Source organism: Roseococcus sp. SDR (assembly GCF_019083995.1).
Taxonomy (GTDB): domain Bacteria; phylum Pseudomonadota; class Alphaproteobacteria; order Acetobacterales; family Acetobacteraceae; genus Roseococcus.
In genome coordinates, this window is record NZ_JAHRCU010000011.1 from 15349 (window position 1) to 40587 (window position 25239).

General features: G+C 70.7%; 29 protein-coding genes and 1 pseudogene. 19 read left to right on the forward strand and 11 right to left on the reverse strand.

The features are described from left to right. Positions 1–5: 5 nt before the first annotated feature. Genes mltG through KTR66_RS13560 form a run of 3 tightly spaced genes read right to left on the reverse strand, consistent with a single transcriptional unit; the run spans position 6 to position 2538 of the window. A complete protein-coding gene (gene mltG / locus KTR66_RS13550) occupies positions 6–965 on the reverse strand; it encodes an endolytic transglycosylase MltG (protein ID WP_213613209.1) in 960 nt (319 codons plus the stop codon). Between the two features lie 6 nt (positions 966–971). Continuing rightward, positions 972–2255, reverse strand: coding sequence for a beta-ketoacyl-ACP synthase II (gene fabF / locus KTR66_RS13555; RefSeq protein WP_371819122.1), 1284 nt, complete (start codon positions 2253–2255; stop codon positions 972–974). Between the two features lie 40 nt (positions 2256–2295). Then, positions 2296–2538 (reverse strand): acyl carrier protein, encoded by a 243-nt coding sequence (locus KTR66_RS13560; RefSeq protein ID WP_213613217.1) that lies wholly within the window; start codon positions 2536–2538, stop codon positions 2296–2298. A gap of 302 nt (positions 2539–2840) precedes the next feature. Between KTR66_RS13560 and KTR66_RS13565 the strand changes: the two genes are divergently transcribed. Genes KTR66_RS13565 through KTR66_RS13575 form a run of 3 tightly spaced genes read left to right on the forward strand, consistent with a single transcriptional unit; the run spans position 2841 to position 5215 of the window. After that, positions 2841–3887, forward strand: coding sequence for a flagellar motor protein MotB (locus tag KTR66_RS13565; protein WP_249732111.1), 1047 nt, complete (start codon positions 2841–2843; stop codon positions 3885–3887). Then, positions 3884–4750 (forward strand): flagellar motor stator protein MotA, encoded by an 867-nt coding sequence (gene motA / locus KTR66_RS13570; protein ID WP_213613221.1) that lies wholly within the window; start codon positions 3884–3886, stop codon positions 4748–4750. The genes KTR66_RS13565 and motA overlap by 4 nt, the downstream gene beginning before the upstream one ends. 21 nt (positions 4751–4771) lie before the next feature. Continuing rightward, positions 4772–5215 (forward strand): PaaI family thioesterase, encoded by a 444-nt coding sequence (locus tag KTR66_RS13575; RefSeq protein WP_213613222.1) that lies wholly within the window; start codon positions 4772–4774, stop codon positions 5213–5215. 3 nt (positions 5216–5218) lie between these two features. Here the strand turns inward: KTR66_RS13575 and KTR66_RS13580 are convergent, their stop codons facing one another. The 3 genes from KTR66_RS13580 to KTR66_RS13590 all read right to left on the reverse strand — a co-directional run bounded on the left by KTR66_RS13580 (position 5219) and on the right by KTR66_RS13590 (position 8171). Continuing rightward, positions 5219–5674, reverse strand: coding sequence for a GNAT family N-acetyltransferase (locus tag KTR66_RS13580; protein WP_213613224.1), 456 nt, complete (start codon positions 5672–5674; stop codon positions 5219–5221). Beyond that, positions 5671–6957, reverse strand: coding sequence for an ATP-binding protein (locus KTR66_RS13585; RefSeq protein ID WP_371819130.1), 1287 nt, complete (start codon positions 6955–6957; stop codon positions 5671–5673). Before KTR66_RS13585 ends, KTR66_RS13580 begins: the two co-directional genes overlap by 4 nt. A gap of 74 nt (positions 6958–7031) precedes the next feature. Then, the gene (locus tag KTR66_RS13590) at positions 7032–8171 is read right to left on the reverse strand and encodes a penicillin-binding protein activator (protein WP_256437578.1); all 1140 of its coding nucleotides are present in this window, start codon (positions 8169–8171) and stop codon (positions 7032–7034) included. Between KTR66_RS13590 and rsmI the strand changes: the two genes are divergently transcribed. Then, positions 8153–9049 (forward strand): 16S rRNA (cytidine(1402)-2'-O)-methyltransferase, encoded by an 897-nt coding sequence (gene rsmI / locus KTR66_RS13595; protein WP_213613230.1) that lies wholly within the window; start codon positions 8153–8155, stop codon positions 9047–9049. The genes KTR66_RS13590 and rsmI overlap by 19 nt on opposite strands. Continuing rightward, a complete protein-coding gene (locus KTR66_RS13600; RefSeq protein ID WP_213613232.1) occupies positions 9046–9369 on the forward strand; it encodes a hypothetical protein in 324 nt (107 codons plus the stop codon). The genes rsmI and KTR66_RS13600 overlap by 4 nt, the downstream gene beginning before the upstream one ends. Here the strand turns inward: KTR66_RS13600 and KTR66_RS13605 are convergent. Next, positions 9344–10072, reverse strand: coding sequence for a methyltransferase domain-containing protein (locus tag KTR66_RS13605; protein ID WP_213613234.1), 729 nt, complete (start codon positions 10070–10072; stop codon positions 9344–9346). The two genes, KTR66_RS13600 and KTR66_RS13605, sit on opposite strands and share 26 nt — an antisense overlap. 55 nt (positions 10073–10127) lie before the next feature. On the opposite strand from KTR66_RS13605, the gene gloB reads away from it, so the two are divergent. The 5 genes from gloB (at position 10128) to KTR66_RS13630 (ending at position 13578) form a co-directional block, all read left to right on the forward strand. Continuing rightward, positions 10128–10856 carry a hydroxyacylglutathione hydrolase gene (gene gloB / locus KTR66_RS13610; RefSeq protein ID WP_213613236.1) on the forward strand — a complete coding sequence of 243 codons (729 nt, stop codon included), beginning with the start codon at positions 10128–10130 and terminating at the stop codon, positions 10854–10856. Then, positions 10853–11440: a glutathione S-transferase N-terminal domain-containing protein gene (locus KTR66_RS13615; protein ID WP_213613238.1), complete on the forward strand. Its 588-nt coding sequence runs from the start codon at positions 10853–10855 to the stop codon at positions 11438–11440. Before gloB ends, KTR66_RS13615 begins: the two co-directional genes overlap by 4 nt. Next, positions 11437–11874, forward strand: coding sequence for a cupin domain-containing protein (locus KTR66_RS13620; RefSeq protein ID WP_213613240.1), 438 nt, complete (start codon positions 11437–11439; stop codon positions 11872–11874). Before KTR66_RS13615 ends, KTR66_RS13620 begins: the two co-directional genes overlap by 4 nt. Before the next feature lie 65 nt (positions 11875–11939). Then, a complete protein-coding gene (locus KTR66_RS13625; RefSeq protein WP_213613243.1) occupies positions 11940–12545 on the forward strand; it encodes a cyclopropane-fatty-acyl-phospholipid synthase family protein in 606 nt (201 codons plus the stop codon). Positions 12546–12597: 52 nt separating this feature from the next. Further along, on the forward strand, positions 12598–13578 hold the full coding sequence (locus KTR66_RS13630) for a tripartite tricarboxylate transporter substrate binding protein (protein WP_213613245.1): 981 nt from the start codon (positions 12598–12600) through the stop codon (positions 13576–13578). Here KTR66_RS13630 and KTR66_RS13635 read toward each other — a convergent pair. Next, positions 13575–14483, reverse strand: coding sequence for a LysR family transcriptional regulator (locus KTR66_RS13635; protein ID WP_213613246.1), 909 nt, complete (start codon positions 14481–14483; stop codon positions 13575–13577). The genes KTR66_RS13630 and KTR66_RS13635 overlap by 4 nt on opposite strands. A gap of 118 nt (positions 14484–14601) precedes the next feature. Here KTR66_RS13635 and KTR66_RS13640 point away from each other — a divergent pair, with 118 nt between their 5' ends. The 3 genes from KTR66_RS13640 to KTR66_RS13650 all read left to right on the forward strand — a co-directional run bounded on the left by KTR66_RS13640 (position 14602) and on the right by KTR66_RS13650 (position 18067). Beyond that, positions 14602–15036 (forward strand): DoxX family protein, encoded by a 435-nt coding sequence (locus KTR66_RS13640; protein WP_213613248.1) that lies wholly within the window; start codon positions 14602–14604, stop codon positions 15034–15036. Between the two features lie 204 nt (positions 15037–15240). Next, positions 15241–16101 (forward strand): hypothetical protein, encoded by an 861-nt coding sequence (locus KTR66_RS13645; protein ID WP_213613250.1) that lies wholly within the window; start codon positions 15241–15243, stop codon positions 16099–16101. A 19-nt stretch (positions 16102–16120) separates the two neighbouring features. Next, positions 16121–18067, forward strand: a complete 1947-nt coding sequence (locus KTR66_RS13650; RefSeq protein WP_213613252.1) for a RiPP maturation radical SAM C-methyltransferase — start codon at positions 16121–16123, stop codon at positions 18065–18067. A 445-nt stretch (positions 18068–18512) separates the two neighbouring features. Here the strand turns inward: KTR66_RS13650 and KTR66_RS25300 are convergent. After that, positions 18513–18605, reverse strand: a pseudogene (locus KTR66_RS25300) (zinc-ribbon domain-containing protein); the annotation flags it as partial. 83 nt (positions 18606–18688) lie between these two features. Here KTR66_RS25300 and KTR66_RS13660 point away from each other — a divergent pair. The 4 genes from KTR66_RS13660 to KTR66_RS13675 are packed head-to-tail and all read left to right on the forward strand — an operon-like array spanning position 18689 to position 21252. Beyond that, a complete protein-coding gene (locus KTR66_RS13660; protein WP_213613256.1) occupies positions 18689–19354 on the forward strand; it encodes a cell division ATP-binding protein FtsE in 666 nt (221 codons plus the stop codon). After that, positions 19347–20198: an ABC transporter permease gene (locus KTR66_RS13665; protein WP_213613258.1), complete on the forward strand. Its 852-nt coding sequence runs from the start codon at positions 19347–19349 to the stop codon at positions 20196–20198. Before KTR66_RS13660 ends, KTR66_RS13665 begins: the two co-directional genes overlap by 8 nt. 26 nt (positions 20199–20224) lie before the next feature. After that, a complete protein-coding gene (gene tsaB / locus KTR66_RS13670; protein WP_213613260.1) occupies positions 20225–20827 on the forward strand; it encodes a tRNA (adenosine(37)-N6)-threonylcarbamoyltransferase complex dimerization subunit type 1 TsaB in 603 nt (200 codons plus the stop codon). Continuing rightward, positions 20824–21252 (forward strand): GNAT family N-acetyltransferase, encoded by a 429-nt coding sequence (locus KTR66_RS13675; RefSeq protein ID WP_371819123.1) that lies wholly within the window; start codon positions 20824–20826, stop codon positions 21250–21252. The genes tsaB and KTR66_RS13675 overlap by 4 nt, the downstream gene beginning before the upstream one ends. Before the next feature lie 5 nt (positions 21253–21257). Here KTR66_RS13675 and KTR66_RS13680 read toward each other — a convergent pair whose 3' ends face one another. Next, positions 21258–21428, reverse strand: coding sequence for a hypothetical protein (locus tag KTR66_RS13680; RefSeq protein WP_213613262.1), 171 nt, complete (start codon positions 21426–21428; stop codon positions 21258–21260). Positions 21429–21495: 67 nt separating this feature from the next. After that, positions 21496–22776 (reverse strand): isocitrate lyase, encoded by a 1281-nt coding sequence (gene aceA / locus KTR66_RS13685; protein ID WP_249732117.1) that lies wholly within the window; start codon positions 22774–22776, stop codon positions 21496–21498. 188 nt (positions 22777–22964) lie between these two features. Between aceA and KTR66_RS13690 the strand changes: the two genes are divergently transcribed. Both KTR66_RS13690 and KTR66_RS25305 read left to right on the forward strand, forming a co-directional pair. After that, the gene (locus tag KTR66_RS13690; protein ID WP_213613266.1) at positions 22965–24377 is read left to right on the forward strand and encodes a short-chain fatty acyl-CoA regulator family protein; all 1413 of its coding nucleotides are present in this window, start codon (positions 22965–22967) and stop codon (positions 24375–24377) included. Positions 24378–24592: 215 nt separating this feature from the next. After that, a complete protein-coding gene (locus KTR66_RS25305; RefSeq protein WP_213613268.1) occupies positions 24593–25231 on the forward strand; it encodes a glutathione S-transferase in 639 nt (212 codons plus the stop codon). Positions 25232–25239 lie beyond the last annotated feature (8 nt).

Sequence of the window (25239 nt, forward strand, 5' to 3'; positions counted from 1 at the left end):
GCCGCTTATCGCAAGGCGCGCCAGCGCGCGACGTTGCGATTGTGCTCCTCCAGCGTGCGGGCGAAGGCGTGCCCGCCCGTGCCATCGGCGACGAAGAACAGGAACTCCGTCTCGGCCGGGCGGGTCGCGGCGCGCAGCGCCTCCCGCCCCGGCGAGGCGATGGGGCCCGGCGGAAGCCCCCGGATGCGATAGGTGTTGAAGGGGTGGGGCTGGTCGAGATCCGCCCGCGTCAGCGGCCGGTCGAGCGGCAGGCCCTGCCCCGGCACATAGGCCACCGTGGGGTCGGATTGCAGCATCATCCCGCGCCGCAGGCGGTTCACGAAGACGCCCGCCACCAGCGCCCGCTCGCCCGCCACGCCGGTCTCGCGCTCGATGATGGAGGCCAGGATCAACGCCTCGCGCGCATTGGCGAGCGGCAGGTTGGGGGCCCGCCCGGCCCAGGCCTCGGCCAGCGCGGCGTCCATCGCCGCCACGGCACGGCGCGCGACGGAGGCCCGGCTGTCGCCCCAGGTGAAGGCATAGGTCTCGGGCAGGGCCGCGCCTTCCGCCAGCGCCGGCACATCGCCCGTCAGCCCGTCGGTGCGCTCCAGCAGGGCCATGATCTGCCGCGCGGTGAGCCCCTCAGGGATGGTCAGGCGGCGCTGCACCGGCCGCCCCTCACGCAGAATGGCGAGCACGTCCCGGATCGAGGCGCGGGCGGGGAAAGTGAACTCGGCGGCGCGCAGCGGCCCGGCCTCGCGGCTGCGCCAGGCCGCGAAGGCAAAGAGGCGCGCGTCGGCGATGACGCCGGCCTCTCGCAGCACGGCGGCAATGCTCTCGGTGCCACCGCGGGGAATCACGAGGTTGGTGGCATCGCTCAGGGGGCCGGGCGCGGCGATTCGCTGCACCGCGAACCAGAAGGCACCGCCTGCCAGCAGGGCCAGGGCCAAGAGCCCGGCGCCGGCCAGCTTCAGAAGGCGGGGCATCGGCGCTTAGGGTGCGCCCCGGAAGATGACCGAAGCGTTGGTGCCGCCGAAGCCGAAGCTGTTGGACAGTGCCACGTCGATCTTGCGCTCTTGCGCCACTTTGGCCACGCGATCGATCGGGCTCTCGCGCGAGGGATTTTCGAGGTTCAGCGTGGGCGGTGCCACGTTGTCACGGATGGCGAGGATGGAGAAGATCGCCTCCACCGCACCCGCGGCACCAAGCAGATGGCCGGTGGCGGACTTGGTCGACGACATGGCCACGCCCTTGGCGCTCTCGCCGAAGAGGCGCTCGACGGCGGAAAGCTCGATGTCGTCGCCGAGCGGCGTGCTGGTGCCGTGGGCGTTCACATAATGCACATCGCCCGGGGTGAGCCCGGCATCGCGCAGCGCGGCCTTCATGGCACGGAAGCCGCCATCGCCATCCTCGGCGGGGGACGTGATGTGGTAGGCGTCGCCGCTCATGCCATAGCCGATCACCTCGGCATGGATGGTCGCACCGCGCGCCTTGGCGTGCTCGTATTCCTCGAGCACGAGGACGCCGGCGCCCTCGCCCATCACGAAGCCGTCACGGTCCTTGTCCCAGGGGCGGGAGGCGGCGGTCGGCGTGTCGTTGAAACTGGTCGAGAGGGCGCGGGCCGCGCAGAAGCCGCCGATGCCGAGTTCGCAGATCGCGGCCTCGGCGCCGCCGGCCACCATCACATCGGCATCGCCCAGCGCGATGAGGCGCGCGGCATCGCCGATGGCGTGCACGCCCGTGGCGCAGGCGGTCACGGCCGAGTGGTTCGGGCCCTTGAAACCGTAGCGGATCGAGACGTGGCCGGAGGCAAGGTTCACCAGCGCGGAGGGAATGAAGAAGGGCGAGAGGCGCCGCGTGCGGCCGGCCGCGACCAGCGCCGCCGCCTCCTGGATCGTGCCCAGGCCACCGATGCCGGAGCCGATCATCACGCCTGTCGCGCAACGCCCGGCCTCATCCTCGGGCATCCAGCCGGAGTCCTCGATCGCTTCCACCGCCGCCACGAGGGCGAGCTGGATGAAGCGATCCATCTTCTTCTGATCCTTGACGGGGATCCACTCGGCAAGGTCAAGCCGGCCGTCCGCCCTCACGCCCGCGGGAATCTGGCCGGCGATGCGCGCGGGCAGATCCTTCACGTCGAAGGACTGGATGTTGGAGATGCCGCTTTCGCCGTTGATCAGCCGCTTCCAGACATTGTCGATCCCGAGCCCGAGCGGGCTCGCGATTCCCATGCCGGTAACGACGACGCGGCGCGGCGCATGACCCTGCGCGAACACGTGGCGTTCCTATCCCTGTCGAGGCGTCAGGCGCGGCAGGTCAGGCCGAGGCCTGCTGCTTCTCGATGAACTCGATCGCGTCCTTGACGGTCTGAATCTTCTCGGCCGCGTCGTCCGGGATTTCCACCCCGAAGGCTTCCTCGAAGGCCATGACCAGCTCGACCGTGTCGAGGCTGTCGGCGCCGAGATCGTCAATGAACGAAGCCTCGGCCGTCACCTTGGCCTCTTCGACGCCCAGATGCTCGACGACGATCTTCTTAACCTTTTCGGCGGTCTCGCTCATTACCCTGTTCTCCTGCTGCCAGCGGTCCCGTGGAATCCGTCCCATGGGCCCAGCCGGGATTCCCCCTGGAGCCATCGGTCAGGCTCCGCGAGGCCGGTTACCATGATCGTGCGGGGCGGACTAGGCTGCCGCGCGCGCCGTGGCAAGCCCGCAACTTGGAATTTCTCTGCCGCGTTGCAGCAGGCGGGCCGTTCACTTCAAGCTTCACCAGATTACGCCACCCGTCTTCCCGGCCTTAGCCCTCGGTTAACCCGCCGTGGGCAGAGTGCTGCCGCGGCAGAACGCCGCTGATGGGGTGCGGCTTGGCCAAGCGTGGCAAGGGGGATGGCGGGGTCACCGTCATCAAGCGGATCGAGGAGGGCGGCCATGGGCATCATGGCGGTGCCTGGAAGGTCGCCTATGCGGATTTCGTGACGGCCATGATGGCCTTCTTCCTGCTGATGTGGCTGCTCAACGCCACCACCGAGGAACAACGCCGCGGCATCGCCGATTTCTTTAACCCGACCAATGCCCTCGCCTCCGGCACCACGGGGTCTGGCCAGCCCTTCGGCGGCATGACACCGCACAGCGCCGGCAACATGACGGCCGATACGGGCGCGATCCGCCTGGAGCGCGGACCACGCCCCGTGGAGCAGGAGCTGGAGGAGGACGACAACGACCGCCCGGCCGAGCCGACGCGCCGCGTCCCCGGCCCGCCCGGCGAGGAGGACAGCCGCGCGAGCCGCGTGGATTCGGTCAGCGCCCCGCGCCCCGATTCGACCCATGAGGCGAGCGCCGAGCCCGCGGACACAAGGCCGCCCCCGCCGCCCCTGACGGGCGAGGCCGCCCGGCGGCTGGAGGCGGCGCGCGCCGAGCAGGAACGCTTCGAGGAGATGGCCGACGCGCTGCGCCAGACCTTCCTCGCCGACCCCGCCCTGGCCGATCTCGCCCGCCAGGTGCTGGTCGAGATCACGCCCGAGGGGCTGCGCGTCCAGCTGCTCGAGGCCGATGGCCAGCCGATGTTCGCGAGCGGCGGCGCCGCGCCGACGGAGCGCGCGCGGCAGATGATCCAGCGCGTCGCCCAGGCCGCCGCCCGCCTGCCCAACCCGGTCCAGGTCACCGGCCATACCGACAGCACGCCCTTCCGCGGCGGCGCGCGCAGCAACTGGGATCTCTCGGCCGAGCGGGCGAATGCCACTCGCCGCATGCTGAGCGAGGCGGGCGTCGCGGAGACCCGAATCCGTGGTGTCACCGGCATGGCCGACCGTGAGCCGCTCTTGCCCGAACAACCCCAGGCCGCCGGCAATCGCCGCGTCGCCATCACCCTGCTGCGCCAGGCGGAGCATCCCAGCCAAGGAACGGGCCGATGAACACGATCCTCGGCCTGGTCGTCGTGATGGTGATGGTGTTCGGCGGCTACATGCTCGCCGGCGGCAAGTTCGGCATCATCCTGAAGGCGCTGCCCTTCGAGATGATGATGATCGGCGGCGCCGCGCTCGGCACCTTCCTCATGGCCAATTCCATGCATGACGTGAAGCACACGCTGGGCGGGTTCGGCAAAATCCTGAAGGGGCCGCGCTTCAAGAAAGCCGACTACACCGAGCTGCTTTCGCTGCTCTACTATTTCGTGCGGCTCGCGCAGACCAAGGGCGCCATGGCGCTGGAGCCGCATATCGAGAAGCCCGATGAAAGCCCCGCCTTCAGCAAGTTCCCCAAGATCCAGAAGGATCACCACGCGACGGACCTGATCTGCGACTACCTGCGCATGATCGGCATGAACGCCGATGACCCGCACCAGATCGAGGACAGCATGGCGCGCGAGCTGAAGAAGCTGAAGGAGGAGGAAATGCATCCCTCCCACGCCATGCAGAGCACCGCCGATGCGCTGCCGGCGCTCGGCATCGTCGCCGCCGTGCTGGGCGTCATCAAGACCATGGCCTCGATCGACAGCCCGCCTTCGGTGCTCGGCGGCATGATCGGCGGCGCGCTGGTCGGCACCTTTCTCGGCATCTTCCTGGCCTATGGCATCATGGGGCCCTGCGCCTCGCGGCTGAAGGCCATCGTCGAGGAGGAGGCCGCCTATTATGAGGTGATCCGCGCCGTACTCGTCGCGCATCTGCACGGCAATGCGCCGCAGGTCTCGGTCGAGACCGGGCGGAAGGTCGCGCCATCCTTCCTCATGCCGAGCTTCGCCGAGACCGAGGCCGCGCTGCAGGAGCTTTCCATCACCTGAGCGGGCGGGCATGGTCCCGCCATGGATCATCTGCCCGAACATATCCGCGCCCAGGCGCTCTCACCCTTCCACGGCCTGCTTGGCATCGAGATGCAGCATTGGGAGGAGGGCCTGGCCCGCCTCGTCTGCACGCCGGGACCGCAGCACGCGAATCGCTCCGGCATCGTGCATGGCGGCGTGATGCTGGCGCTGCTGGACCAGGCCAATGCCTTCGCGGGCCTCTATTGCCCGACCCCGGGCCGCAAGCGCCATGCGGTCACGCTCGACCTCGACACGCGCTTCACCGGGCAGGGCAAGCTCGGCGCGGTGCTGATCGCGGAAGGGCGGCTGGTGAGTGCCGGGCGCAACATCTTCTTCGCGCGCGGCGAGGTGAAGGATGAGGCCGGCAACCTGATCGCCTTCGGCGCCTCCACCCATCGCTACCGCGCGGGCAGCCACACGCTGGAGGGCGTGCCGGTGGAGTGACGGCTACAGCCGCTTCTCCAGAAAGCGGCTGATGGGCGAGGCGCGATAAGCACCGAAGGGCGCGCAATCGGTGAAACCCGCGCGGCGGTAAAGCGCCTCCCCCGCGCTGTTGCGGATGCCGACCTCGAGCCGCAGCCGCATGGCACCTTGGGCTCGCACCAGCGCCTCCGCGGCCTGCAGCAGCGCTTGGCCCACGCCCTGCCGCCGATCCGCCGGCATCACCACCATCCGCTTCAGCTCGGCCGTTCCATCGCCTCCCGCGAGGACCGCGCAGCACCCGACGGCCGCACCCTCCCGCCGCGCCACAAGGAGGTGGATGCCAGGCGCGTCCAGCGTCTCCGGGTTCAGCGCACGGCGTGGTTCGCCAGGGTAGAGAACCTGTGCGATCGAATCGGAGAGGGCAAGGAGCGCCGCTACTTCCGCCTGACGCGGGGTTTCCACCGCGACGACCAGGCTCATCCCCCCGGCACCCAGACACGGAAGGTGGCACCCGCGCCGAGCTCGCTCTCGATGGCCAGCTGCCCGCGATGGCGCGTCAGGATGTGCTTCACGATGGCGAGGCCGAGGCCGGTATTGCCGGCGCCGCGCGCGCGCGCCTTGTCGACGCGGTAAAAGCGCTCGGTCAGGCGGGGGATATGCTCGCGCGCCACCCCCGGCCCGTCATCCTGGACGCTGAAGGCAACGCCGTCGCGCCCGCCCTGCAGCGCGGTTTCGGCCGAGAGCCGCACCTCGGCGCGCGCATGGCGCAACGCATTGTCGAGCAGGTTGCGCGCCACCTGGCCCAGCTGGTCGGCATCGGCGGGGCTGGCGGTCAGCGGGCCCTCGGGCAGGGCGAGCACAAGGCGGATGCCGCGTGCGGCATAGAGCGGCTCCATCGCCGCCACTTCGGCGCGCAACAGGTCCCCGAGGTCGGCCGTTTCGGAAGGCGGCTGGTGCTCGCTCATCTCGACGCGGGAGAGGCCCAGCAGGTCATCGATCAGGCGGCGCATCCGCTCCGACTGCTCGGCCATGATGGCAAGGAAGCGCTGCTGCGCCTCGGGGTCATCGCGCGCCGGGCCACGCAGCGTCTCGATGAAGCCCATGACGCTGGCGAGCGGCGTGCGGAGTTCGTGGCTCGCATTGGTGATGAAGTCGGCGCGCATGCGCTCCACCGCGCGCGCCGCCGTGCGGTCGGCCAGCATCACGACGAGCCGCCCGCCATCGGCCAGGGGCGGCTGCATGAGCATCACCTGACCCGAGAGGTCGCGCGTGACGGCACCGGGCAGGGCAAGCTCCACCGCCTGTGGCGTGCCCTCGGCGAGGCAGCGGTCCAGCGCCGTCGCCATCACCGGGTGGCGCAGCAGGGCACCGAGATCACCGCGGGAGAGCCCCTCCCCCACCAGGCCGAAGAGGCGCCGGGCCGCGTGGTTGGCGCGCAGCGGCGTGCGGTCCCCGGCCAGGACGATCAGCGGATCGGGCAGCGCCTCGACGATCTGCTGGTCGGCCGCTCGCAATTGACCCACGAGTTCAGCCCGGGCCTGAAGCGAGCGGGTGAGGCGCGCGAGACCCTCCTCGATCTCGCCCAGCGCGGGCAGGCGCGGCGTGGGCAGGGGTGCGCTGAAGGGGCCCTGCTCCTCCGCGGCGCGGCGCAGTGCGGCATCGAGGCGCGCAACGCCGGCCAGCCAGGCGGCGGCGAGGGCGAAGCCCGCCGCAAGGCAGAGCGCGAGCGCCAGAATGCCCGGGCGCGTCGCCAAGGCGCCCACCGCCATCAACCCGCCCAACACGAGGGCAGGCGGGCCGGCGATCAGCGCGGCGGCAGCGAGGAGCGGGCCTTGCTTCAGCTGCCGGCGCCCCCGGGCAGCGGCGCCGGCTGCACCAGCTCCGCCTCGCCACCCGGGCGGATGGCGAAGACGGCGAGGCCACGGGTCAGCGCGCCCGCCTCCAGCAGGCGGATCGGGCCGTCCGCCCCCATGAAGGCGGCGCCGACCGGCGGCGCGCCCTCCCGCGCCGAACGGGCTGCGAGCGCCACCGCGTCATAGGCCGCACCCGCGAGGCGCGGCGCGCGCTCGCCGAAGGCAGCGTCATACTGCGAATCGAAGCGGGCGCGCCCCACCGGGTCAGGGCCGGGGAACCAGGCGCCGGCCAGTGCCGCCTCCTGCCCCAGGGTCGCGTCGGTCGCCCAGAGGCTGGTGCCGAGCAGGCGTGGCGTGTTGCCGGGGAAGGTCGCGGCGATCGCATTGGCCGCCGCCCGCGCGCCGGGGCCACCGAAGCCGATCAGGACCGCATCGGGCGGGGTGCCGGCGAGCTGCTGGGCCAGGGCCGTCATGTCGCCCCGGTTGGAGGCGAGGATGACCGTGGGGGCCGGCGCCCCCAGGCCTTGCGCGGCAGTGCGGAGCGCTGCGGCCAGGCGCTGGCCAAAGGCGTCATCCGGCGCCAGCAGCGCGAATCGGCGGGCGCCGGCCTCGGAGGCCGCAGCCACGATGCGCCGGACCTGCTGCGAGGGCGTGATGCCCAGCACCCAGACATTGGCTCCGGCCTGCGCCTCGTCCGAGGTAAAGGCGAAGACGGGGACGCGGCCACTCGCGGCGCCGACGGCCTGGGCGGTCTCACCCAGGGTGAGCGGGCCGGCGAGCGCCACCGCCCCCTCGGCCAGCGCCGCCTGGGCCGCCTGGGCGGCGCCCGAGGGCGTGCCGCGCGTGTCGCGGGGCAGGATCTCGATCCGCCGGTCGCCCTGGTCGAAGAGCGCGAGTTGCGCCGCGTTCAACATGGCCTGGCCCAGCGGCGCGTTGCCGCCCGTCAGCGGGAGCAACAGCCCGACAGGCAGGGTGCCGCCCGCGGGCGTGGCATTGGGCGCCGTCCAAGGCTGGACCGCGGCTTGCGGCCGCCGGAAATCCCGCTGCGGGGGTTGCGGGGCGCAGCCGATGAGCACAAGACAGAGAGAGGCCAGGGCGACCCCCCATGGAAACCGACGACCCATCCGAACCCCCTTCTTCCGCCCCGGCCAAGCTTGGCCCGGGCCTCACGCTCGTGGCCACGCCGATCGGCAATCTGGCGGATTTCTCTCCCCGCGCGCAGCAGGCGCTGGCCGAGGCCCGCGCCATCCTGTGTGAGGATACCAGAGTCACCGCCCGTCTGCTCGCCCGGCACAGCATCGCCGCGCCGCTTCTCGCTTTGCACGACCACAACGAGGAAAGCGAGGCCCCCCGGCTGGTGGGCCGCCTGATGGCCGGCGAGAAGCTGGCCTTGGTGAGCGATGCCGGGACGCCACTCGTATCCGACCCCGGCTTCCGCTTGGTGCGGGCGGCCATCGCGGCGGGGGTGCCGGTCTCGGCCATTCCCGGCCCGAACGCGGCGGTGATGGCGCTGACGCTCTCGGGCCTGCCACCGCATCCCTTCCTGTTCCATGGCTTCCTGCCGCCGAAATCCGCCGCCCGCGCGGCCGAGATCGCGCGCCTCGCGGCGATGGAGGCGGCGGGCCTTTCCGCCACGCTGATCTTCTACGAGGCGCCGCATCGCGTGGCCGAGGCCCTGGCCGCGCTGGCCGAGGGCCTGGGGCCCGACCGCCCCGCCGCGGTGGCGCGCGAACTCACCAAGCGCTTCGAGGAGGTGCGGCGCGGCTCGCTCGCAGACCTCGCCGTGCATTACGCGGCGCATGAGGCGCGCGGCGAAGTGGTGCTCTGCGTCGGCCCAGCGCCGCCGCCGGCCGAGCCCAGCGCCGACACGCTCGATTCGGCGCTCCGGGCCGCCATGGCACGGATGACGCTGCGGGATGCGGCAGCGCATGTGGCCGCCGCGACCGGCCTGCCGCGCAAGCGCGTCTATGCCCGCGCGCTGGAGTTGGCCGAGGGCGCATGAACCCGGGCCGCCGCGTGCTCTGGATCAATATCCTCTTCGGCGCGGGGCTGGCGCTGGGCCTGCCCTGGCTGGCGGCGGGCTTGCTCGCGCATCTCTGGGGCGGGGCGCGCGGCACGGCCTGGTCCTCGCAGCATGCCTATGCGGTGCGGACCTTCTGGATGGGGTTGATGGGCGTTGCGGGCGCATTGGCCTCGGCCGGCATCGGCTTCATGGAGCCGCTGCTGGCGCTCACCTGGCTCTATATGGCCGCCCGCGTGACGCGCGGCTTCCTGGCCTGGGAGCGGGAGGAATGGATCACCGATCCGGGGCGCTTTCTTTGACCCGCGCATAGCCGGCGGGAAGTTCCGCCACCACGCGGCGGCCGAGGGCGGGGGCCCCCGCCGGCATGGCGGCAAAGAGGTCCTTCTCGGCCTCGATCAGCGTGACGCCCCCGAGCCGGGGCAGGACGGCCCGGCCCAGGCGGTCCCAGACGCGGGCGCCGCGCAGCGCGAAGCCCCAGGGCAGCGGTGGCACGAAGAGCGCCGAGTCGCGGCGGCTGACGGCGAACATCTGGCGGCGCAGCTGCCCTTCCAGCTGGCCGCGCGAATAGGGGCGCCCCTGGCCGAAGGGTGTGTGGTCGAAAAGCGACCAGCAGCCCAGGCGATTGGGGACGATCACCAGCAGCCGGCCATCGTCGCGCAGCACGCGCCAGCATTCGCGCAGCAGGGCGTGGGCGCCCTCGCTCGCCTCCAGCGCATGCACCAGCATGACACGGTCGACGCAGCGGTCGGGCAGCGGCAGGTGGCGGTCCTGCACCTGGGCGGAGCCCGGCAGGAGGCCGAGGCCATCGGGGGCGAAGGCGAGGCGCCGACCATCCTGGCCGGGCCAGAGGGTCAGATAGGGCTCGGCCCAGCCCAGGCCCAGCAGATCCAGCCCCTTCAGTTCCGGCCAGAGGGCCAGAAGCCGCCCGCGCAGCAGCCGCGCCGCAACCCGGCCAAGCGGCGCGCGATAGAACTCCGCCAGACCGTGGACCTCACCGCTCATGCGGGGGATATAGGGCAGGAACCCGCCCCGAGGGAGTGCCCCGGATGGAGAAGCCATGACCCTGACCGTGAAGCCCATTCCGATCCTGGACGATAATTACGCCTGGTTCCTGCGCGACGAAGCGACGGGAATGACGGCGGTGATGGATGCGGCCGTGGTGGCCCCCGTTGCGGATTTCATCATGGCGGAGGGCGGGCGGCTCGATTGGCTCCTGATCACCCATCACCATGGCGACCATATCGCGGGCATCCCGGAACTGGCCCAGCGCTTCGGCGCGAAGATCGCGGGAAATGCGAATGACGCGGCGCGTCTGCCGCCGCTGGATGCCGCACTCAAGCCGGGCGACAGCTTCGCCCTGGGCGAGAGCAAGGCCAGCATCCTGGACAGCCCCGGCCATACGCGCGGGCACATTGCCTGGAGCTTTGCCGCCGACAATGCGCTGTTCTGCGGCGACACGCTCTTCGCCGTCGGCTGCGGGCGGCTGCTGGAGGGCACGGCCGAGGAGATGTTCGCCTCGCTCGCCGCCTTCGCGCCGCTGCCGGATGCGACGCGCGTCTATTGCGGACATGAATACACGCTTTCGAACATCCGATACGCGCTGACGGTGGAGCCCGAGAACCTGGCGCTGATGGCCTATTCCGTGCAGGCCAAGGCGCAGCGCGAGGCGGGGCAGCCCACCATTCCCACCACCCTTGGCCTGGAACGCGCGGTGAACCCCTTCATGCGCGCGAAGGATGTGGCCGAGCTTGCGGCGCGCCGCGCCGGAAAGGACAGCTTCCGATGAAACTCCATTACTCCGCCGCCAGCCCCTTCGTCCGCAAGGTGGTGGCGACCGCGATGCACCACGGCATCCCGCTGGAGCGCGTGGGGAGCAACCCGCATGCGAGCCCTGCCGAGCTGCTGGCCGACAACCCGCTCTCGAAAGTGCCCGCGCTGGTGACGGATGCGGGCATGACGCTGCCGGACAGCCCGCTCATCTGCGAGTATCTCGACAGCATCGGCGGGGCCGCGAAGCTCTACCCCACGGGCGAGGCGCGCTGGCCGGCGCTGCGGCTGGCGGCGCTGGCGGACGGCATCCTGACCGCGGCCGTGCTGCGCCGCGGGCAATCGCTGATGCCGGCCGAGGAGGCGCGCGCCGGCCTGATCGCGCGGCAGCAGGCCGCCGTAACCCGCACGCTTGACCTGCTGGAGACAGAGGGCGTGCCGGCCGCTCTGAACATCGGCACGCTGACGCTGGTCTGCGCGCTGGGCTATCTCGATTTCCGCTTCGGCGAGGAGGATTGGCGCCCGGGCCGGCCGAAGCTGACCGCGTTCTACGAGGCGCATATGGCGAACCCGATCTTCGCTGAGACGGTGCCCGCAGGGTGAGGCTCACTGATCCCCATTTCGATCCGCGCGCGCTGATCGCAGAACTCGGGCTGCAGCCGCACCCCGAGGGCGGCCATTTCCGTGAGATCTTCCGCCACACGCCGAGCGACGGCGCGCGCGGCGAGAGCACGGCGATCTACTACCTGCTGGCAGCGGGCGAGCGCAGCCATTGGCATCGCGTGGACGCCGATGAAGGCTGGCACTGGTATGGCGGCGGCGCGCTGGCGCTGCGGCTCTGGGCTGGGGGCGCGGTACGGACCCTGCATCTGGGCCCGGACATCGCGGCGGGGCAGAGGCCCTTCGCGATGGTGCCGCGCGGCGTCTGGCAGGCCGCGGCGCCGCTGGAGGGCTGGGTGCTTTGCGGCTGCACGGTGGCGCCGGCCTTTCGCTTCGAAGGGTTCGAGCTGGCGGCGCCGGGGTGGGAACCGCAGTAAGGAAAAGGGCCTCCGGCGGCTGGGGCCGAAAGGCCCCAGACCCCGGGACCTGGGGAAGCACAATCATGAGCACATCACTCGCCTGGGATGAACGCTACGCAGGCGGCGAGTTTCAGTTCGGCAGCGCGCCGAACGACTATCTCCGCGCCCAGGCCTGGCGGTTCCGGCCGGGCATGACGACGCTGGCGGTGGGCGATGGCGAAGGGCGCAACGGCGTCTGGCTCGCCAAGCTGGGGCTCGCCGTCACCAGCCTCGACTGGTCTGCGGTCGCGGTCGCGAAGGCGCGGGATTTCGCGGCAAAGCGTGGCGTCGAACTCGATGCGCGGCAGGCGGATGTGGCGCGCTGGGACTGGCCCGAGGCGCAATACGACCTGATCGCCTGGATCTACCTGCACCTGCCCCCCGAGGATCGCGCACTGGCCACCGCCGGCTGCCTGCGCGCGCTGAAGCCCGGTGGCCTTCTCGTGCTCGAGTGCTTCTCGCCGGCGCAGGAAGGGCGCCGCTCGGGCGGACCGAAGATGCCGGCCCTGCTTTGGGACCGCGCCATCGTCGAGCGGGAATTCGTGGGGCTCGAGGTGCTGGAACTGACCGAAGGTGCGGTGCGGCTGGATGAGGGGCCGCGCCACCAGGGCCTCGCCGAGGTCGTTCGCTGCGTTCTCCGAAAACCCTGATTTCGCGGCGGTGGAATTCATGCCAGCCTCCCGGAAAACACCCGGAGGACAGATGACCATCTCGCGCCGCGCCCTTCTCGCCACCCCCATCCTGGCCACCCCCATCCTGGCCGCGCCCGCCCTCGCGCAGGCCTTCCCGGCCCGGCCCATCCGCCTTGTCGTCGGCTTCCCGCCGGGCGGCGGCTCGGACCTCGTCGCGCGCCCCATCGCGCAACGCATGAGCGAGAGCCTGGGCCAGCCCGTGCTGGTGGAGAACCGGGGCGGCGCGAACGGCAATCTCGGCCTCGACGCCGTCGCGAAGAGTGCGCCGGATGGCTACACCTTCGGCCATGTGAACAATGCGGTGATCGCGGTGAACCCGCTGCTCTACCGCAACCTGCCTTTCGACTCCGCGCGGGACCTCACGCCCATCGCGCTCGCCACCGTGGGTGGCCTCTTCTTCATGGTGCCGGCCGAGCTGAACATTCGCACCCTGCCGGAATTCGTGGCCCTGGCGCGCGCGCGCCCCGGGCAGCTCAATTTCGGCTCGGCCGGCCAGGGCTCGATCACGCAGCTCGCCTTCGAGCTCTTCGCCGCGCAGTCCGGCACGCAGATCGAGGTGGTGCATTACCGCGGCAGCGCGCCCGCGCTGCAGGACATGCTGGGCGGGCGCGTGCAGTTCATGATCGACGGGATCAACCTGGCCAAGCCGCAGGTGGATTCTGGCCGCGTGCGCGCCATCGCTTTCCTCGGCGGCACCGAGCGCCATCCGCTGATGCCCGATGTGCCCACGGCCTCCGAGCAGGGCATGCCGGACCTCGTGGTGCGCGGCTGGCAGGGCTTCGTCGGCCGTGCCGGCACGCCGGAGCCCATCCTGATCGCGCTGCAGAACGCGATCCGCGATGCGGTGAACGACCCGGGCGTGCAGGCCACCTTCAGCGCGCAGGGGATCATCCCGCGCTTCCAGGATCGCGCGACCATGGCCCGCCTGATCCGCGAGGAGACGGCGACCTGGCAGCCCATCATCCAGCGGCTGGGGCTCAGGCTCGACTAGACTTCCCGCGCTTCGGCCAGCAGCAGGCGCCTGAGCCAGGCATGGCCGGGATCGCCCTCGAAGCGGCGGTGGAAGATCATCGAAAGCCGCGTGTGCCGCACATTGATCGGCGGCTCACGCGTGACGATGCTCCCGCTCGTCGCCATCTGCTGCGCCAGCCGGGCGGAGAGCGTCATGATCATCTCGGTGCGGCCCAGGATCTCCGGCACGGCCGAGAGATGGGCCACGACGGCGCCGAGCCGGCGGGAGAGCCCCTGGGCCGCCAGGATGGAATCCAGCGCACCGTCGCGCGAGCCATTGGGCGAATGCAGAAGATGCGGCACCGAGATGAATCGCTCCAGCGTCAATTCGCCCTCCGCCAACGGATGGTCTGCGCGCATCAGGGTCAGGAAGGCCTCGGGCAGCAGGCGTAACCGCGTGTAAAGCGCGCCAGGCTCGGGCAGGACGGCGATCGCGAGTTGCGCCTCGCCGCGCTCCAGCAGCGCCTCGGCATTGGTGCGGTCGGCATGGCGGATGGCGAGCAGGCAATCGGGCGCCTCGCGCGCCATGCGCTCCAGGACGCGCGGCGCCAGCGCGGCCTCGGCATATTCCGAGAAGGCGACCGTGAAGACGCGCCGCGCCGTCGCGGGATCGAAGGGCGCCTGCACGGCCAGCGCATCGGCCAGCCGGTCCAGTGCCTCGGCCACCGGCGCGGCGAGAGCGTTGGCCAGAGCCGTCGGCTCCACGCCGCCGGGCCTGCGCAGAAAGAGCTCATCGCCCAGCGCTCCGCGCAGCCGCGCCAGCGCGTTGGAAACGGCGGGCTGCGACAGGTTCAACCGCTGCGCCGCGCGCGTCACGTGCCGCTCGCGCGCCACCGCGTCGAAGACGCGCAGCAGGTTCAGGTCGAGCTGGGAGAGTTCAGTCATGGCGCGCCCCATCATTCACCACGGTGATGATCCCCGTTCCAAGCCGGGATTGGAAGGGCGCGGCGCACAGGCGCAGCTTGCCGCCATCGGAACACGCAGTCCCAAAGGAGATCCCGCAATGCCTTCCACCCAGCTCACCACCCCCTATGCCGCCCTGCTGCTGCGGCTTTCCCTCGGCGCGATCATGCTGGCGCATGGCGCCTGGCTGAAGCTTGGCGTCTTCGGCCTCGCCGGCACCATGGGCTATTTCGGCTCGATCGGCTTCCCGCCCATCCTCGGCGCCGTGGTCGCCCTTGGCGAGACCGCGGCGGGCCTGGCGCTCATCACCGGCGTGCTGGTTCGGCCGGCGGCGCTCCTCAGCCTGCCCATCCTGCTGGGCGCGACCGCGATGCACGCGGGCAATGGCTGGCTGTTCACCGCGCCAAATGGCGGGTGGGAGTTCCCGGCCTTCCTGACGGCCGCGATGCTGGTCCAGGCGGGCCTCGGCGCCGGCGCCCATGCGCTGGATGTCTCCCGCCTGCTGGGCCGGACACCGGCCACCCGCACGGCCTGAACCAAGCGGGCCACGAGCCCGATGCGGAGGCGGCCTCCAGCAGCTGGAGGCCGCCGTTGCGCATGCATCCACCAGGCCCGATGGTCACAAGATACAATTTTTGGTTGTAAAGAACGCAATCTTCATGATTGCATTCGTTTCGTCCAAACAACCCTGGATTGCATCACAAGGGAATCATCCCGACAGCGCTTGGAGGACGGCAAGATGAAAACACTCATGGTCTTCGGTGGCGGCACCCAAGGGGCCCTGCTCCTCACGGAGGAACGGGTTCTCCCCCTCCCGCCCCTCAAGCCGGAGCTGCTCTCCTCGATCAAGGCGGCCGGGCGCCTCGTCCAGGCCCTCGCCGCGGCGCAGGAGCGCGCCATGCAGTCCAAGCTCTCCAAGATGGCGATCGGCGCCGCCAACCTGGCCGTGGAGATCGCGGAGGGGCAATATGGCGCGCTCAATCCCGGTCGCGCCATCATCTACCAGAGCGATGATGGGGGCTTCACCTGCGGCAGCACCGGCAAGCCGCCCATCCCCTTCCCCTGGCCGCCGCGCCCCATCAAGGAGCCGCAGGACCTCGTACGCCAGGGCGTGATCGAGGCCGATGTGCTGGAACTGATCCGCACCGCCAAGGCGGGCGGGCGGGACCTCACCCAGGTCTTCGAGAAGCCGGCCGCGGTCGCGAAGGAACTCGGCCTCAAGCTCAGCGCCAAGAATGCCGAGGCGCTGCAGCTGCTCGCCCCCTCCAACCTGGCCCGCATCAAGGACCCGGTGGACCAGGAGGTGATGAAGCTGTTCCACGCCGTGCTGAAGGATGGCCGGTTCACGACCGACTGGTTCGACCGGCCGAAGGCGGTGGCGGACAATCTGAAGGTGAAGATCAGCGAATCCGCGATTGAGAAGATCATCGCCGTCGGCGGCCGCGGCTCCCTGGCGGATCGCCTCTCGGATGGCGGCTCCGCGATCGCGGCAGGCGTGATCTGGGCGGGCGTCTGCATCGCCATCGGCACGCTCTTCGTCGGCCAGATGAACCCGATCGACAGCCTGATCCGCGACCGCTCGGGCGTCGAGAAGTTCTAGCCGCGCCATGGATGCGCTGTTGCCCGAGCCGTGGCAGGATCGCCCCGAGCCGGAGATCCTGCTGGTCAGCATGCCATGGACCAATGTGATCGAGCCGGGCCTCGGCCTCGCCCTGCTCAAGGCGATCCTGGCGCGACAGGGCGTCGAGGCGCGGGTGCTGCACCTGAACCTCTTCGCCCTCGAATTCCTGAAGGCCAGCACCTATGACGGCATCAGCGTCGTCTATGCGCTGAACGACTTCCTGTTCAGCCACACGCTCGACCCGGTGGTGACCGACGCACAGCGCCGGCATCTGCGCGTGAAGGCCGAGGACCTGGCCTTCGCCGGCGCGCTCGACCCCGAGCGTGTGGGCTCGGTGGATGTGGTGATCGAGCGGCTGCTGCACCTGCGCGCGGAGGTCATCCCGCACTGGCTGGAACGCTGGGCGGATGAGATCGCCGCCTCGCCCGCGCGCCTCGTCGGCTTCACCTGCATGTTCGACCAGACCATCGCCTCGCTGGCGCTCTCCAAGCTCGTGAAGGCGCGCGCGCCGGAGAAGCTGGTGGCGCTCGGCGGCTATGCGGTGCGCGACCCGACGGGCAGCATGCTGATGCACAGCCATCCCTGGGTGGATGCGATCTGCGTGGGCGAGGGCGAGACCACCATCCTCGACCTCGTCGAGGCCGCGCGCGGCGCCCGCCCCCTCGCCGCGGTGCGCGGAATCCTGCATCGCGGCGCCGATGGCGCGGTGATCGCGACACCCCCCGCGCCCAAGGCCGATCTCGATGCCAATCCGGTGCCAGATTATAGCGATTTCTTCGCCGACACGGCGCGCCTTTCGGCCGAATGCCAGGTGGACCTGACACCCGCCTCCATCCCGGTCGAGAATTCACGCGGCTGCTGGTGGGGGGCGAAGCACCATTGCGTCTTCTGCGGCATCGACAAGCCGGACCTGGTCTACCGCCATCGCGCGGCGGAGACGGTGCTGGAGGGGCTGCGCACATTGCGCGCGCGCCACGGCATCTCAAGCTTCCGCTTCTCGGACTACATCCTGCCGCACGGCTTCTACAAGACGCTGCTGCCCATGCTGGCGGCGGAGCGGCCGAAATTCATCCTGAGCTGCGAGATGAAATCCAACGTGACGGAGGAGCATTTCCGCCTGCTCGCCGATGCGGGATTCCATGAGGTGCAGCCCGGCATCGAGAGCTTCAGCTCCGAGGTGCTGCGGCGGATCGACAAGGGCGTCACCGCCATCCAGAACGTGTTCACGCTGAAGCTCGGCCGGAAATACGGCATCCGGATCCTCTACAACATCCTCTACGGCTTCCCGGACGACACCCTGCCCGAATACCGGCGGATGGAGGCGCTGCTGCCCAAGCTCGCGCATTTCGACCCGCCCGTCTCCTGCGTGCCGGTGCAGGTCACGCGCTATGCGCCGCTGCAGGCGCAGCCCGAGCGCTTCGGCATTCCGCCCGCGGCGCATGGGCCGACCTATGAGCTGATCTTCTCGCGCGAGTACGTCGAGCGCACCGGCTTCCGCTACGAGGATTTCTGCTACTATTTCGAGCGCGGCTGGGAAAATTCGCTGCATCTGCAGCAGAGCTACGGCCAGATCCATGACACGGTGAAGGCCTGGGGCATCCCGCAGAACGAGCTCTTCGCGCATCTGCATGTGCTGCGACCGCGCGAGGGTGGCGGCGTGGTGGTCCTCGACAGCCGCGGCGGGCAGCGACGCGAACTCGAACTCGACGCGCTGGCCCAGGCCGTGCTGGAAGCGACGGACCGGCCGGTGACGGAGGCGGCGGTGATCGAGGCGCTGGCCGCTTACCCCGCCGACGCCATCGCCACGTCGTTGGCGGCGCTCGAGGCGGAGGACATGGTGATCCGCGAGGATGATCGGTTGCTCTCGCTGGTCCTTCCCCGGGCCCCGGCGAGCGAGGGCAGCTATCGCACCGGCGTCACGTTGCCCGAGGCCGTCCCCGCCTGACGCTCGGTCACACGCCCAGCAGTGCGGTGACGCGGGCGAAGGGCGGCCAGGCGGCAGCGATGGCATCGCCATAGAAGACGAGCCCGGCAAGACCGAGGAGCAGGGTGGCGACGCTCACCGCCCAGGCGAGACGCAGTGCTCCGACCCGGCCGCGCGGTCCCGTGCCGGCGGGCCGGCGCTGCAGGACAGGTGGGTTCAGCGGTGGGGGGGTGAGTGGCGAGGCGTGGCGGGCCGGCGCCGAAGGCGGCGGTTCCGCGGCAAGGGCGGCGACAGGCTCGGGCGGTGGAGGCACGGCATCTGGGGCCGCTGCCTCGGACGGAACGGCCGCCGGGAGGTCAGGCTCAGGAAGAGGGGCATCCAGGCCCGGATGTTCGGCAGGCGGGGGCTCCACCGGGTCCGCCGCCGCCATTGGGGCGGCGGGCGGCATCTCGGGCACCCAGCTCTCGCCGCAGGCCGCGCATCGCAGCGGCTTCCCCTGGGCGAGGAGCGCCTCGGGAACACGGTAGGTTGCGGCGCAATTCGGGCAGGCAATGTCCATCTCGGTGTCGCATGTGCCAAGGCGGGGCGCATCCTGCAACCTGCGGTTTGCTTTATCCTGAATGCCGCTGCGAAACTTGACCCATGGTGCGATTCTCCCGCGTTGGGCTGCGCTATCCGGAAAGCGACGGCTACTGGACCCTCTCGGAGGTGAGCTTCGCGCTGACGCCCGGCAGCTTCACCTGGCTGCTTGGCCCCTCGGGCGCGGGCAAGTCCAGCCTGCTGGGCCTCATCAGCCTCTCGCTCCGCGCGACCGAAGGGGAGGTGGAAGTGCTGGATTCGCGCATCCGCCGCCTGCCGCGCCGGGCCTTCCCCGCGCTGCGCCGGCGCATCGGCGTGGTCTTCCAGGATTACCGCCTGCTGCCGCATCTCTCGGTGTATGAGAACGCCGCTCTGCCGCTGCGCATCCAGGGCCTGACCGAGGCGCGGCTCGCCGCCGATGTGCGCGAGATCCTGCGCTGGGTGGGCCTGCTGGACCGTGCCGAGGCCCCGCCCTCGACCCTCTCGGGGGGCGAGCAGCAGCGCCTCGCGCTGGCCCGCGCCGTGGTGGCGCGGCCCGCCCTGCTGGTGGCGGATGAACCCACCGGCAATCTGGACGCCGCTCAGGCGCGGCGCGTCATCAGCCTGCTGCGGGAGATGCACCGCATGGGAACCACGGTCATCGTCGCCACCCACAGCGAGGAATTGCCCCAGGAATATCCCGCGCCCACGCTCCGGCTCGAAGCTGGACGGCTGGTGAGCCATGGCTGAGGGCCGCCGCCTCAAGGGGCGCGACCCGCTGGGGCTCCGCCGTGCGCTGGCCGACCGGCTGCTGCCGGCGCTGGTCGCCGCCATGGCATTGCTGGCCGCACTCGCCATCGCGGGCGCCGATGGCGCGGGGCGCCTCGCGGAGCGCTGGCAGCAGGGCGAGGCCGGGCAGTTGCTGCTGCAATTGCCGCGCGAGACGGCGCCTGAGACGGTGATCGCGCGGCTGGAGGCGCTGCCTGGCGTCACCTCGGTCACCGCCGTGCCGGATGAGCGGCTTCGGCAATTGCTCGCCCCCTGGCTCGGCGAGGTGCCGAGCCTGCCTTTGCCCCGCATGCTCGCCATCACCCTGCCGGGGGGCGCGGATCACCAGCCGTTGCTGGAGGCGGTGCAGGCGATTCCCGGCGCGCAGCTCGAATTGCGCAGCGAGGCGGTGCGGCTTGCCATGCGCCTGGCGGATGGCCTGCGCGGGCTCTCGCTCGCCATGCTGGGGCTGATCGGGCTGGTGGGCGCGGCGCTGGTGGCGGTGGCGACACGCGCGGGCATCGCGGCACGGCGGGAGACCATCGTCATCCTGCACGAATTGGGCGCGCGCGATGCCGACATCGCGGGCCGCTTCGCCCGGCGGCTGGGCTGGCTCTGCTTCCTCGGCGCGCTTCTGGGCCTCGCCATCGCATTGCCCGCGCTGTGGTTCCTGGCGATGCAGGCGCTGCCTGTCGTGCTGGCGCGGGACGCGCAGATCACCGACCTGCCCTGGCCGCTGCTGGCGCTGGTGCCGCCGACCGCCGCCACGATCGGCTGGCTCACCGCGCTCATCACGCTGCGCGCCTGGCTGCGGCGCTTGCCCTGACCGCCCGCTTGGTGCCAAGCGGGGGCATGCGCCTTCTCGTTCTCGATGCCGCCCTCTCCCGCTGCCTTGCCGCCCTGGTGGAGGATGAGCATGTGCTGATGGAGCGCGTGCATGAGGGCGCGCATGGCCAGGCCGCCGCGCTGCCGCCGCTGGTCGAGACGGTGCTGCAGGGCGATGTGGAGGCGGTGGCGGTCGGCGTCGGTCCGGGCAGCTTCACCGGGCTGCGGACGGCGATCGCGCTGGCGCAGGGCATCGGCCTCGCACGCGGCATTCCCGTGGTGGCGGTGACGACGGGCGAGGCGCTGGTGGCGATGAGCGACCCCGCCTTCCCCGCCTGGGCGGTGACGGAGAACCGGCGCGGCGATCTCTTCCTGGAGCGGCCGGATGCGCTGCCCTGCGTGGTCGCGGAAGACGCGTTGCCACGGCCGGAGGGCCACACCTGGATCATGGGCGATGGCGCACCGCGCGCGGTCGCGCGGATGCGCGCGCGCGGCTGGCCGGCCGGGCTCGGCGATGCGCGGCGGATCGAGGCGGCGGCGCTGGCGCGCGTGGCCTTGCGGCGGCTGCGGGGCGAGGTGCCGGCCCTGGCGCTGGAGCCGCTCTATGTCGAACCACCGGCCACCACGTGAAGCTCGCCACCGCCAGTGCCGCGGATGCGCCTGCGCTCGCCGCGCTGCATGCGGCCGCCTTCCCGCCCGGCGCGGCCTGGAGTGCGGAGACGATCGCGACCCTGCTTGGCATGCAGGGCGTGGTGGGCCTCACCGCGCCCGGCGGCTTCATTCTCGCGCGGCGCGTGCTGGACGAGGCGGAGATCCTGACGCTGGCCGTCCATCCCGATCATCGCCGGCAGGGTCTGGGCGAGGCGCTGGTGGAGACGGCGGCGGTGGTGACGGCGGCGGCGGGGGCGCGGGTGATGTTCCTGGAAGTGGCCGAGGATAATGCGCCGGCCATGGCGCTCTACGCCAAGGCCGGCTTCGAGAGGGCCGGGCGCCGGCGCGACTATTACGCGCCGGGCGCCCATGCCTGGCTGCTGCGACGCTCGCTGGAGGCGTAGCCCGCTCAGCGATGGGCGGGCTGGCCGCGCTCGCCACAGGCGTAGTTGTGCGAGTGGACGAGACCGTCGTCGTACTCCTCCGGCCGCGTGGTCGGCGGGCGATTGGCCATGCGGCCGCGCTCGCTGCAGGCGTAGTTGTGGGAATGCACCAGGCCGTCATCGTGGTTGTCGTTCATGGCGTGTCTCCTTGGGGTTGGCACAGATTGGACGAAGGTAAGCGATGCGTTCCGGAAGGCCGGGCCGCTATGCATGATGGAATTGAGCCGCCTCGGTGCTGTCCTTCAGCGCGGTGGTGCTGGCCTTCCCGCCGCTCGCCGCATTCGCGATCGCGTCGAAATAGCCCACACCCACCTCGCGCTGGTGGCGCACGGCGGTGAAGCCGTTCACCTCCTCGGCGAACTCGGCCTGCTGCAGCTCGCTATAGGCGCCCATGCCGCGCTCCGCGTAGCCACGGGCCAGGCGGAACATGGAGAGGTTGAGGCTGTGGAAGCCCGCCAGCGTCACGAACTGGAACTTGTAGCCCATGGCGCCCAGCTCACGCTGGAACTTCGCGGCCGCATCCACGCCCATCTTCCGCTGCCAGTTGAAGCTGGGCGAGCAGTTGTAGGCGAGCATCTTGCCGGGGAACTGGCGGTGGATCGCCTCCGCGAAGTCGCGCGCATCATCGAGATCAGGGTCCGACGTCTCCCACCAGAGCAGATCGGCATAGGGCGCATAGGCGAGGCTGCGCGCGATGGCGTATGGCTTGCCCATGCCGGGGGTGATGCGGAAGAAGCCCTCCGGCGTGCGCTCGCCGCTCAGGAAGGGGCGGTCGCGCTCATCCACGTCGCTGGTCAGCAGCTGCGCGGATTCCGCGTCCGTGCGGCAGAGCAGGACGGTGGAGACGCCCTCGACATCGGCGGCGAGGCGCGCGGCATTCAGCGTGCGGATGTGCTGACTGATGGGCACCAGCACCTTGCCGCCGAGATGGCCGCATTTCTTCTCGCTGGCGAGCTGATCCTCGAAATGCACGCCGGCCGCACCCGCCTCGATCATCGCGCGCATCAGCTCATAGGCGTTGAGCGCGCCGCCGAAGCCCGCCTCCGCATCGGCGATGATCGGCGCCATGTAGTGCGTGCGGTCATCGCCCGTGCCGTCATGCCGCTCCATGGTGGCGATCTGGTCGGCGCGACGCAGCGCGTTGTTGATGCGGCGGATCACATTGGGCACGCTGTCCACCGGATAGAGCGACTGGTCCGGGTACATGGTATTGGCGGAATTGGCGTCGGCCGCGACCTGCCAGCCCGAAAGGTAGATGGCCTTCAGTCCCGCCTTCACCTGCTGCAGCGCCTGCATGCCGGTCATGGCGCCCAGCGTCGTCACCTGCGGCTCGGTGCGCAGCAGCTGCCAGAGGCGGCGGGCGCCCATCTCGGCCAGCGTGTGCTGGGTGCGGAAGCTGCCGGCGAGGCGGGCGACGTCAGCCGGCGTATAGTCCCGGCGGATGCCGTCGAAGCGGCCGGGCTCGCCGCCCGAGCCGGGGGGCATGCCGTCGGGCGCGGTCAGCTTGGTGGTTTCGGGGCGCATCGGAAAATCTCCTCAGGTCTTGGCGACCTGTGAAAGATTGACATTGCGCCGCGCCAAGTCACGCGCAAAACTGGGTGACACACGGCAAGACTGTGCATCCGGCGACGTTTCAAAGCCCGATTTAGTCAATCGTGTAAAAGGAGAGCGCCATGGCCCGCCCGCTGATCGGCCGCACCGTTCGTCGCATCCGCACCGAGCGCGGCATGACGCAGCAGGCGCTGGCCGTGCGCCTCGGCATCTCGGCCAGCTACCTCAACCTGATCGAGCATGATCAGCGCTCGGTGACGGCCGCCGTCCTGTTCAAGCTGACCGAGGCGCTGGGGGTGGATCTGGCGGCCCTCTCCGGTCACACGGAGCGGCAACTGGAAGCGGGCCTGCGCGAAGTGCTGGGCGATCCGGTGCTGGGCCTGGATTCCGTGCCGGAGGGCGAGCTGCAGGCGATGGCGGCGGCCGCGCCCAATGCCTCGCGCGGCGTGCTCGCGCTGTATCGCGCCTGGCGCGTGGCGCGGGAGGACAGCTCGGGCATCGCGCTGCCTTCCGGCCGGCGCATGCTGCTGCCGACGGAGGAGGCGCGCGACTTCTTCCATGAGCGCGGCAACCACTTCCCCGAGCTCGAGCGCTTCGGCGAGAAGCTCGGCGCGGAATTGCGCGCCGCACCGGCCGAGATGAACCACGCCATCGCCGAGCGGCTGCGCAACGCGCATGGCGTGCGCGTGACGGTCGCCCCCATGCCCGAGAGCGACCGCCGCTTCGACCCGCGCACGCGCGACCTCTGGCTCGCCGAGTCCCTGCCGCGCGAATCCCGCGGCTTCCGCATGGCCTTCCAGCTCATGCTGATGGAAGCGCGCGAGGTGGTGGACGCGACCTTGGGCGAGGAGCCGCCCTCCAGCGCGGAGGCGACGCAGCTCATCCGCATCGGCCTCCTGAACTACGCGGCGGCCGTGCTGCTCATGCCCTATCTGCCCTTCCTGCATGCGGCGCGCGAGCTCAGGCACGATGTCGAGAAGCTCGCCGCACGCTTCGGCGTCTCCTACGAGCAGGCGGCGCAGCGGCTTTCCACCTTGCAGCGCGAGGGGCATCGCGGCGTGCCCTTCTTCTTCCTCCGCGTGGACACGGCAGGCAATGTGACCAAGCGCTTCGCGGCGGCGGGCTTTCCCTTCGCGCGGTTCGGCGGCAGCTGCCCGAAATGGGTGGTGCACCACGCCTTCGGCACGCCCGAGCAGGTGCGCGTGCAGGCGGCGGAGCTGCCGGATGGCGCGGCCTTCCTCTGCATCGCCCGCGCCGTGCATGGACCCACACCGCGCTGGGGCGAGCCATCGCCCACGCATGTCGTGGCGATCGGCTGCGACATCTCACGCGCCGCGGAGCTGGTCTATTCGGATGGGCTCGACCTGACGACGGCGCGCGTGGGCATCGGCCTCTCTTGCAGGCTCTGCGACAGGGCGGATTGCCGCAGCCGCGCCTTCCCACCGCTGGAGCACCGGCTGCGGCTGGACGCCAATGACGATGGCGGGTCGCCCTGGCGGTTCGAGACCAAGGCGAAACCCGCACCGCGCGGCTGAGCCTCGGCCAGGCCGCACCGACGGGCGGACCATCCGCTGCCGGTGCCGCGGCCAGCGCGGTCCCGGAGGGTGTGCCGGGCGATGTAGACCAGGAGTATTTCCCGCAAAACATGTAAAATTTATCATGATCCAGCGGCGTTCATATCCCTGGCGGCACAAGGAAGAAGGCGGCAATTTGCGCAGATCGACGCGCAAGCCCCAGGAGACCGCGCACCGTGATCGAGCTCTATGGCCGCGTGAACAGCGTGAATGTCTGGAAGACCCTCTGGGTGCTGGAGGAGCTGGGCCAACCCTATGAGCGCCAGGACGCCGGGATGGAGCATGGCGTGGTGGACACGCCGGCCTATCGCGCGCTCAACCCCAACGGCCGCATTCCCTCGCTCCGTCATGATGGCGTGGAGTTGTGGGAGAGCAACAGCATCTGCCGCTATCTCTGCATGATGGTGGGCGGCGATGCGCGCGGCCTGTATCCTGAAGCGGCAGGCGCACGGGCCAGCGTGGACCGCTGGCTGGACTGGCAGCTTTCCACCCTCTCACCGGCAGAGCGAGACCTCTTCTGGAACATGGTCCGCACGCCGGAGGCGAAGCGCGACATGGCGGCGGTGGCCGCCGCGGTGAAGAACAGCGCGCGCTGCTGGGCCATTCTCGAAGCACGGCTCGACGATGGGCGCCCCTTCATCGAGGGCGAGACCTTCACCCTCGCCGATATCGTGCTCGGCTGCTACGCGCGGCGCTGGTTCGGGCCCGAGGTGCAGCAGCGCGGCATGCCGAAATTCCCCAGGCTCGCCGCCTGGTACGCAAGGCTGGGCGAGCGCGAAGGCTTTCAGAAATGGATCGCGCCGCCGCTGTTCTGAGCCGGCGG

What these genes read in the sequence shown, in the direction of transcription:
- mltG (WP_213613209.1), bottom strand. Translation starts at nt 965, where the DNA reads ATGCCCCGCCTTCTGAAGCTGGCCGGCGCCGGGCTCTTGGCCCTGGCC.
- KTR66_RS13560 (WP_213613217.1), bottom strand. Translation starts at nt 2,538, where the DNA reads ATGAGCGAGACCGCCGAAAAGGTTAAGAAGATCGTCGTCGAGCATCTG.
- motA (WP_213613221.1), top strand. Translation starts at nt 3,884, where the DNA reads ATGAACACGATCCTCGGCCTGGTCGTCGTGATGGTGATGGTGTTCGGC.
- KTR66_RS13575 (WP_213613222.1), top strand. Translation starts at nt 4,772, where the DNA reads ATGGATCATCTGCCCGAACATATCCGCGCCCAGGCGCTCTCACCCTTC.
- KTR66_RS13580 (WP_213613224.1), bottom strand. Translation starts at nt 5,674, where the DNA reads ATGAGCCTGGTCGTCGCGGTGGAAACCCCGCGTCAGGCGGAAGTAGCG.
- rsmI (WP_213613230.1), top strand. Translation starts at nt 8,153, where the DNA reads ATGGAAACCGACGACCCATCCGAACCCCCTTCTTCCGCCCCGGCCAAG.
- KTR66_RS13590 (WP_256437578.1), bottom strand. Translation starts at nt 8,171, where the DNA reads ATGGGTCGTCGGTTTCCATGGGGGGTCGCCCTGGCCTCTCTCTGTCTT.
- KTR66_RS13600 (WP_213613232.1), top strand. Translation starts at nt 9,046, where the DNA reads ATGAACCCGGGCCGCCGCGTGCTCTGGATCAATATCCTCTTCGGCGCG.
- KTR66_RS13605 (WP_213613234.1), bottom strand. Translation starts at nt 10,072, where the DNA reads ATGAGCGGTGAGGTCCACGGTCTGGCGGAGTTCTATCGCGCGCCGCTT.
- gloB (WP_213613236.1), top strand. Translation starts at nt 10,128, where the DNA reads ATGACCCTGACCGTGAAGCCCATTCCGATCCTGGACGATAATTACGCC.
- KTR66_RS13615 (WP_213613238.1), top strand. Translation starts at nt 10,853, where the DNA reads ATGAAACTCCATTACTCCGCCGCCAGCCCCTTCGTCCGCAAGGTGGTG.
- KTR66_RS13625 (WP_213613243.1), top strand. Translation starts at nt 11,940, where the DNA reads ATGAGCACATCACTCGCCTGGGATGAACGCTACGCAGGCGGCGAGTTT.
- KTR66_RS13630 (WP_213613245.1), top strand. Translation starts at nt 12,598, where the DNA reads ATGACCATCTCGCGCCGCGCCCTTCTCGCCACCCCCATCCTGGCCACC.
- KTR66_RS13635 (WP_213613246.1), bottom strand. Translation starts at nt 14,483, where the DNA reads ATGACTGAACTCTCCCAGCTCGACCTGAACCTGCTGCGCGTCTTCGAC.
- KTR66_RS13640 (WP_213613248.1), top strand. Translation starts at nt 14,602, where the DNA reads ATGCCTTCCACCCAGCTCACCACCCCCTATGCCGCCCTGCTGCTGCGG.
- KTR66_RS13645 (WP_213613250.1), top strand. Translation starts at nt 15,241, where the DNA reads ATGAAAACACTCATGGTCTTCGGTGGCGGCACCCAAGGGGCCCTGCTC.
- KTR66_RS13660 (WP_213613256.1), top strand. Translation starts at nt 18,689, where the DNA reads ATGGTGCGATTCTCCCGCGTTGGGCTGCGCTATCCGGAAAGCGACGGC.
- KTR66_RS13665 (WP_213613258.1), top strand. Translation starts at nt 19,347, where the DNA reads ATGGCTGAGGGCCGCCGCCTCAAGGGGCGCGACCCGCTGGGGCTCCGC.
- tsaB (WP_213613260.1), top strand. Translation starts at nt 20,225, where the DNA reads ATGCGCCTTCTCGTTCTCGATGCCGCCCTCTCCCGCTGCCTTGCCGCC.
- KTR66_RS13680 (WP_213613262.1), bottom strand. Translation starts at nt 21,428, where the DNA reads ATGAACGACAACCACGATGACGGCCTGGTGCATTCCCACAACTACGCC.
- aceA (WP_249732117.1), bottom strand. Translation starts at nt 22,776, where the DNA reads ATGCCCCCCGGCTCGGGCGGCGAGCCCGGCCGCTTCGACGGCATCCGC.
- KTR66_RS13690 (WP_213613266.1), top strand. Translation starts at nt 22,965, where the DNA reads ATGGCCCGCCCGCTGATCGGCCGCACCGTTCGTCGCATCCGCACCGAG.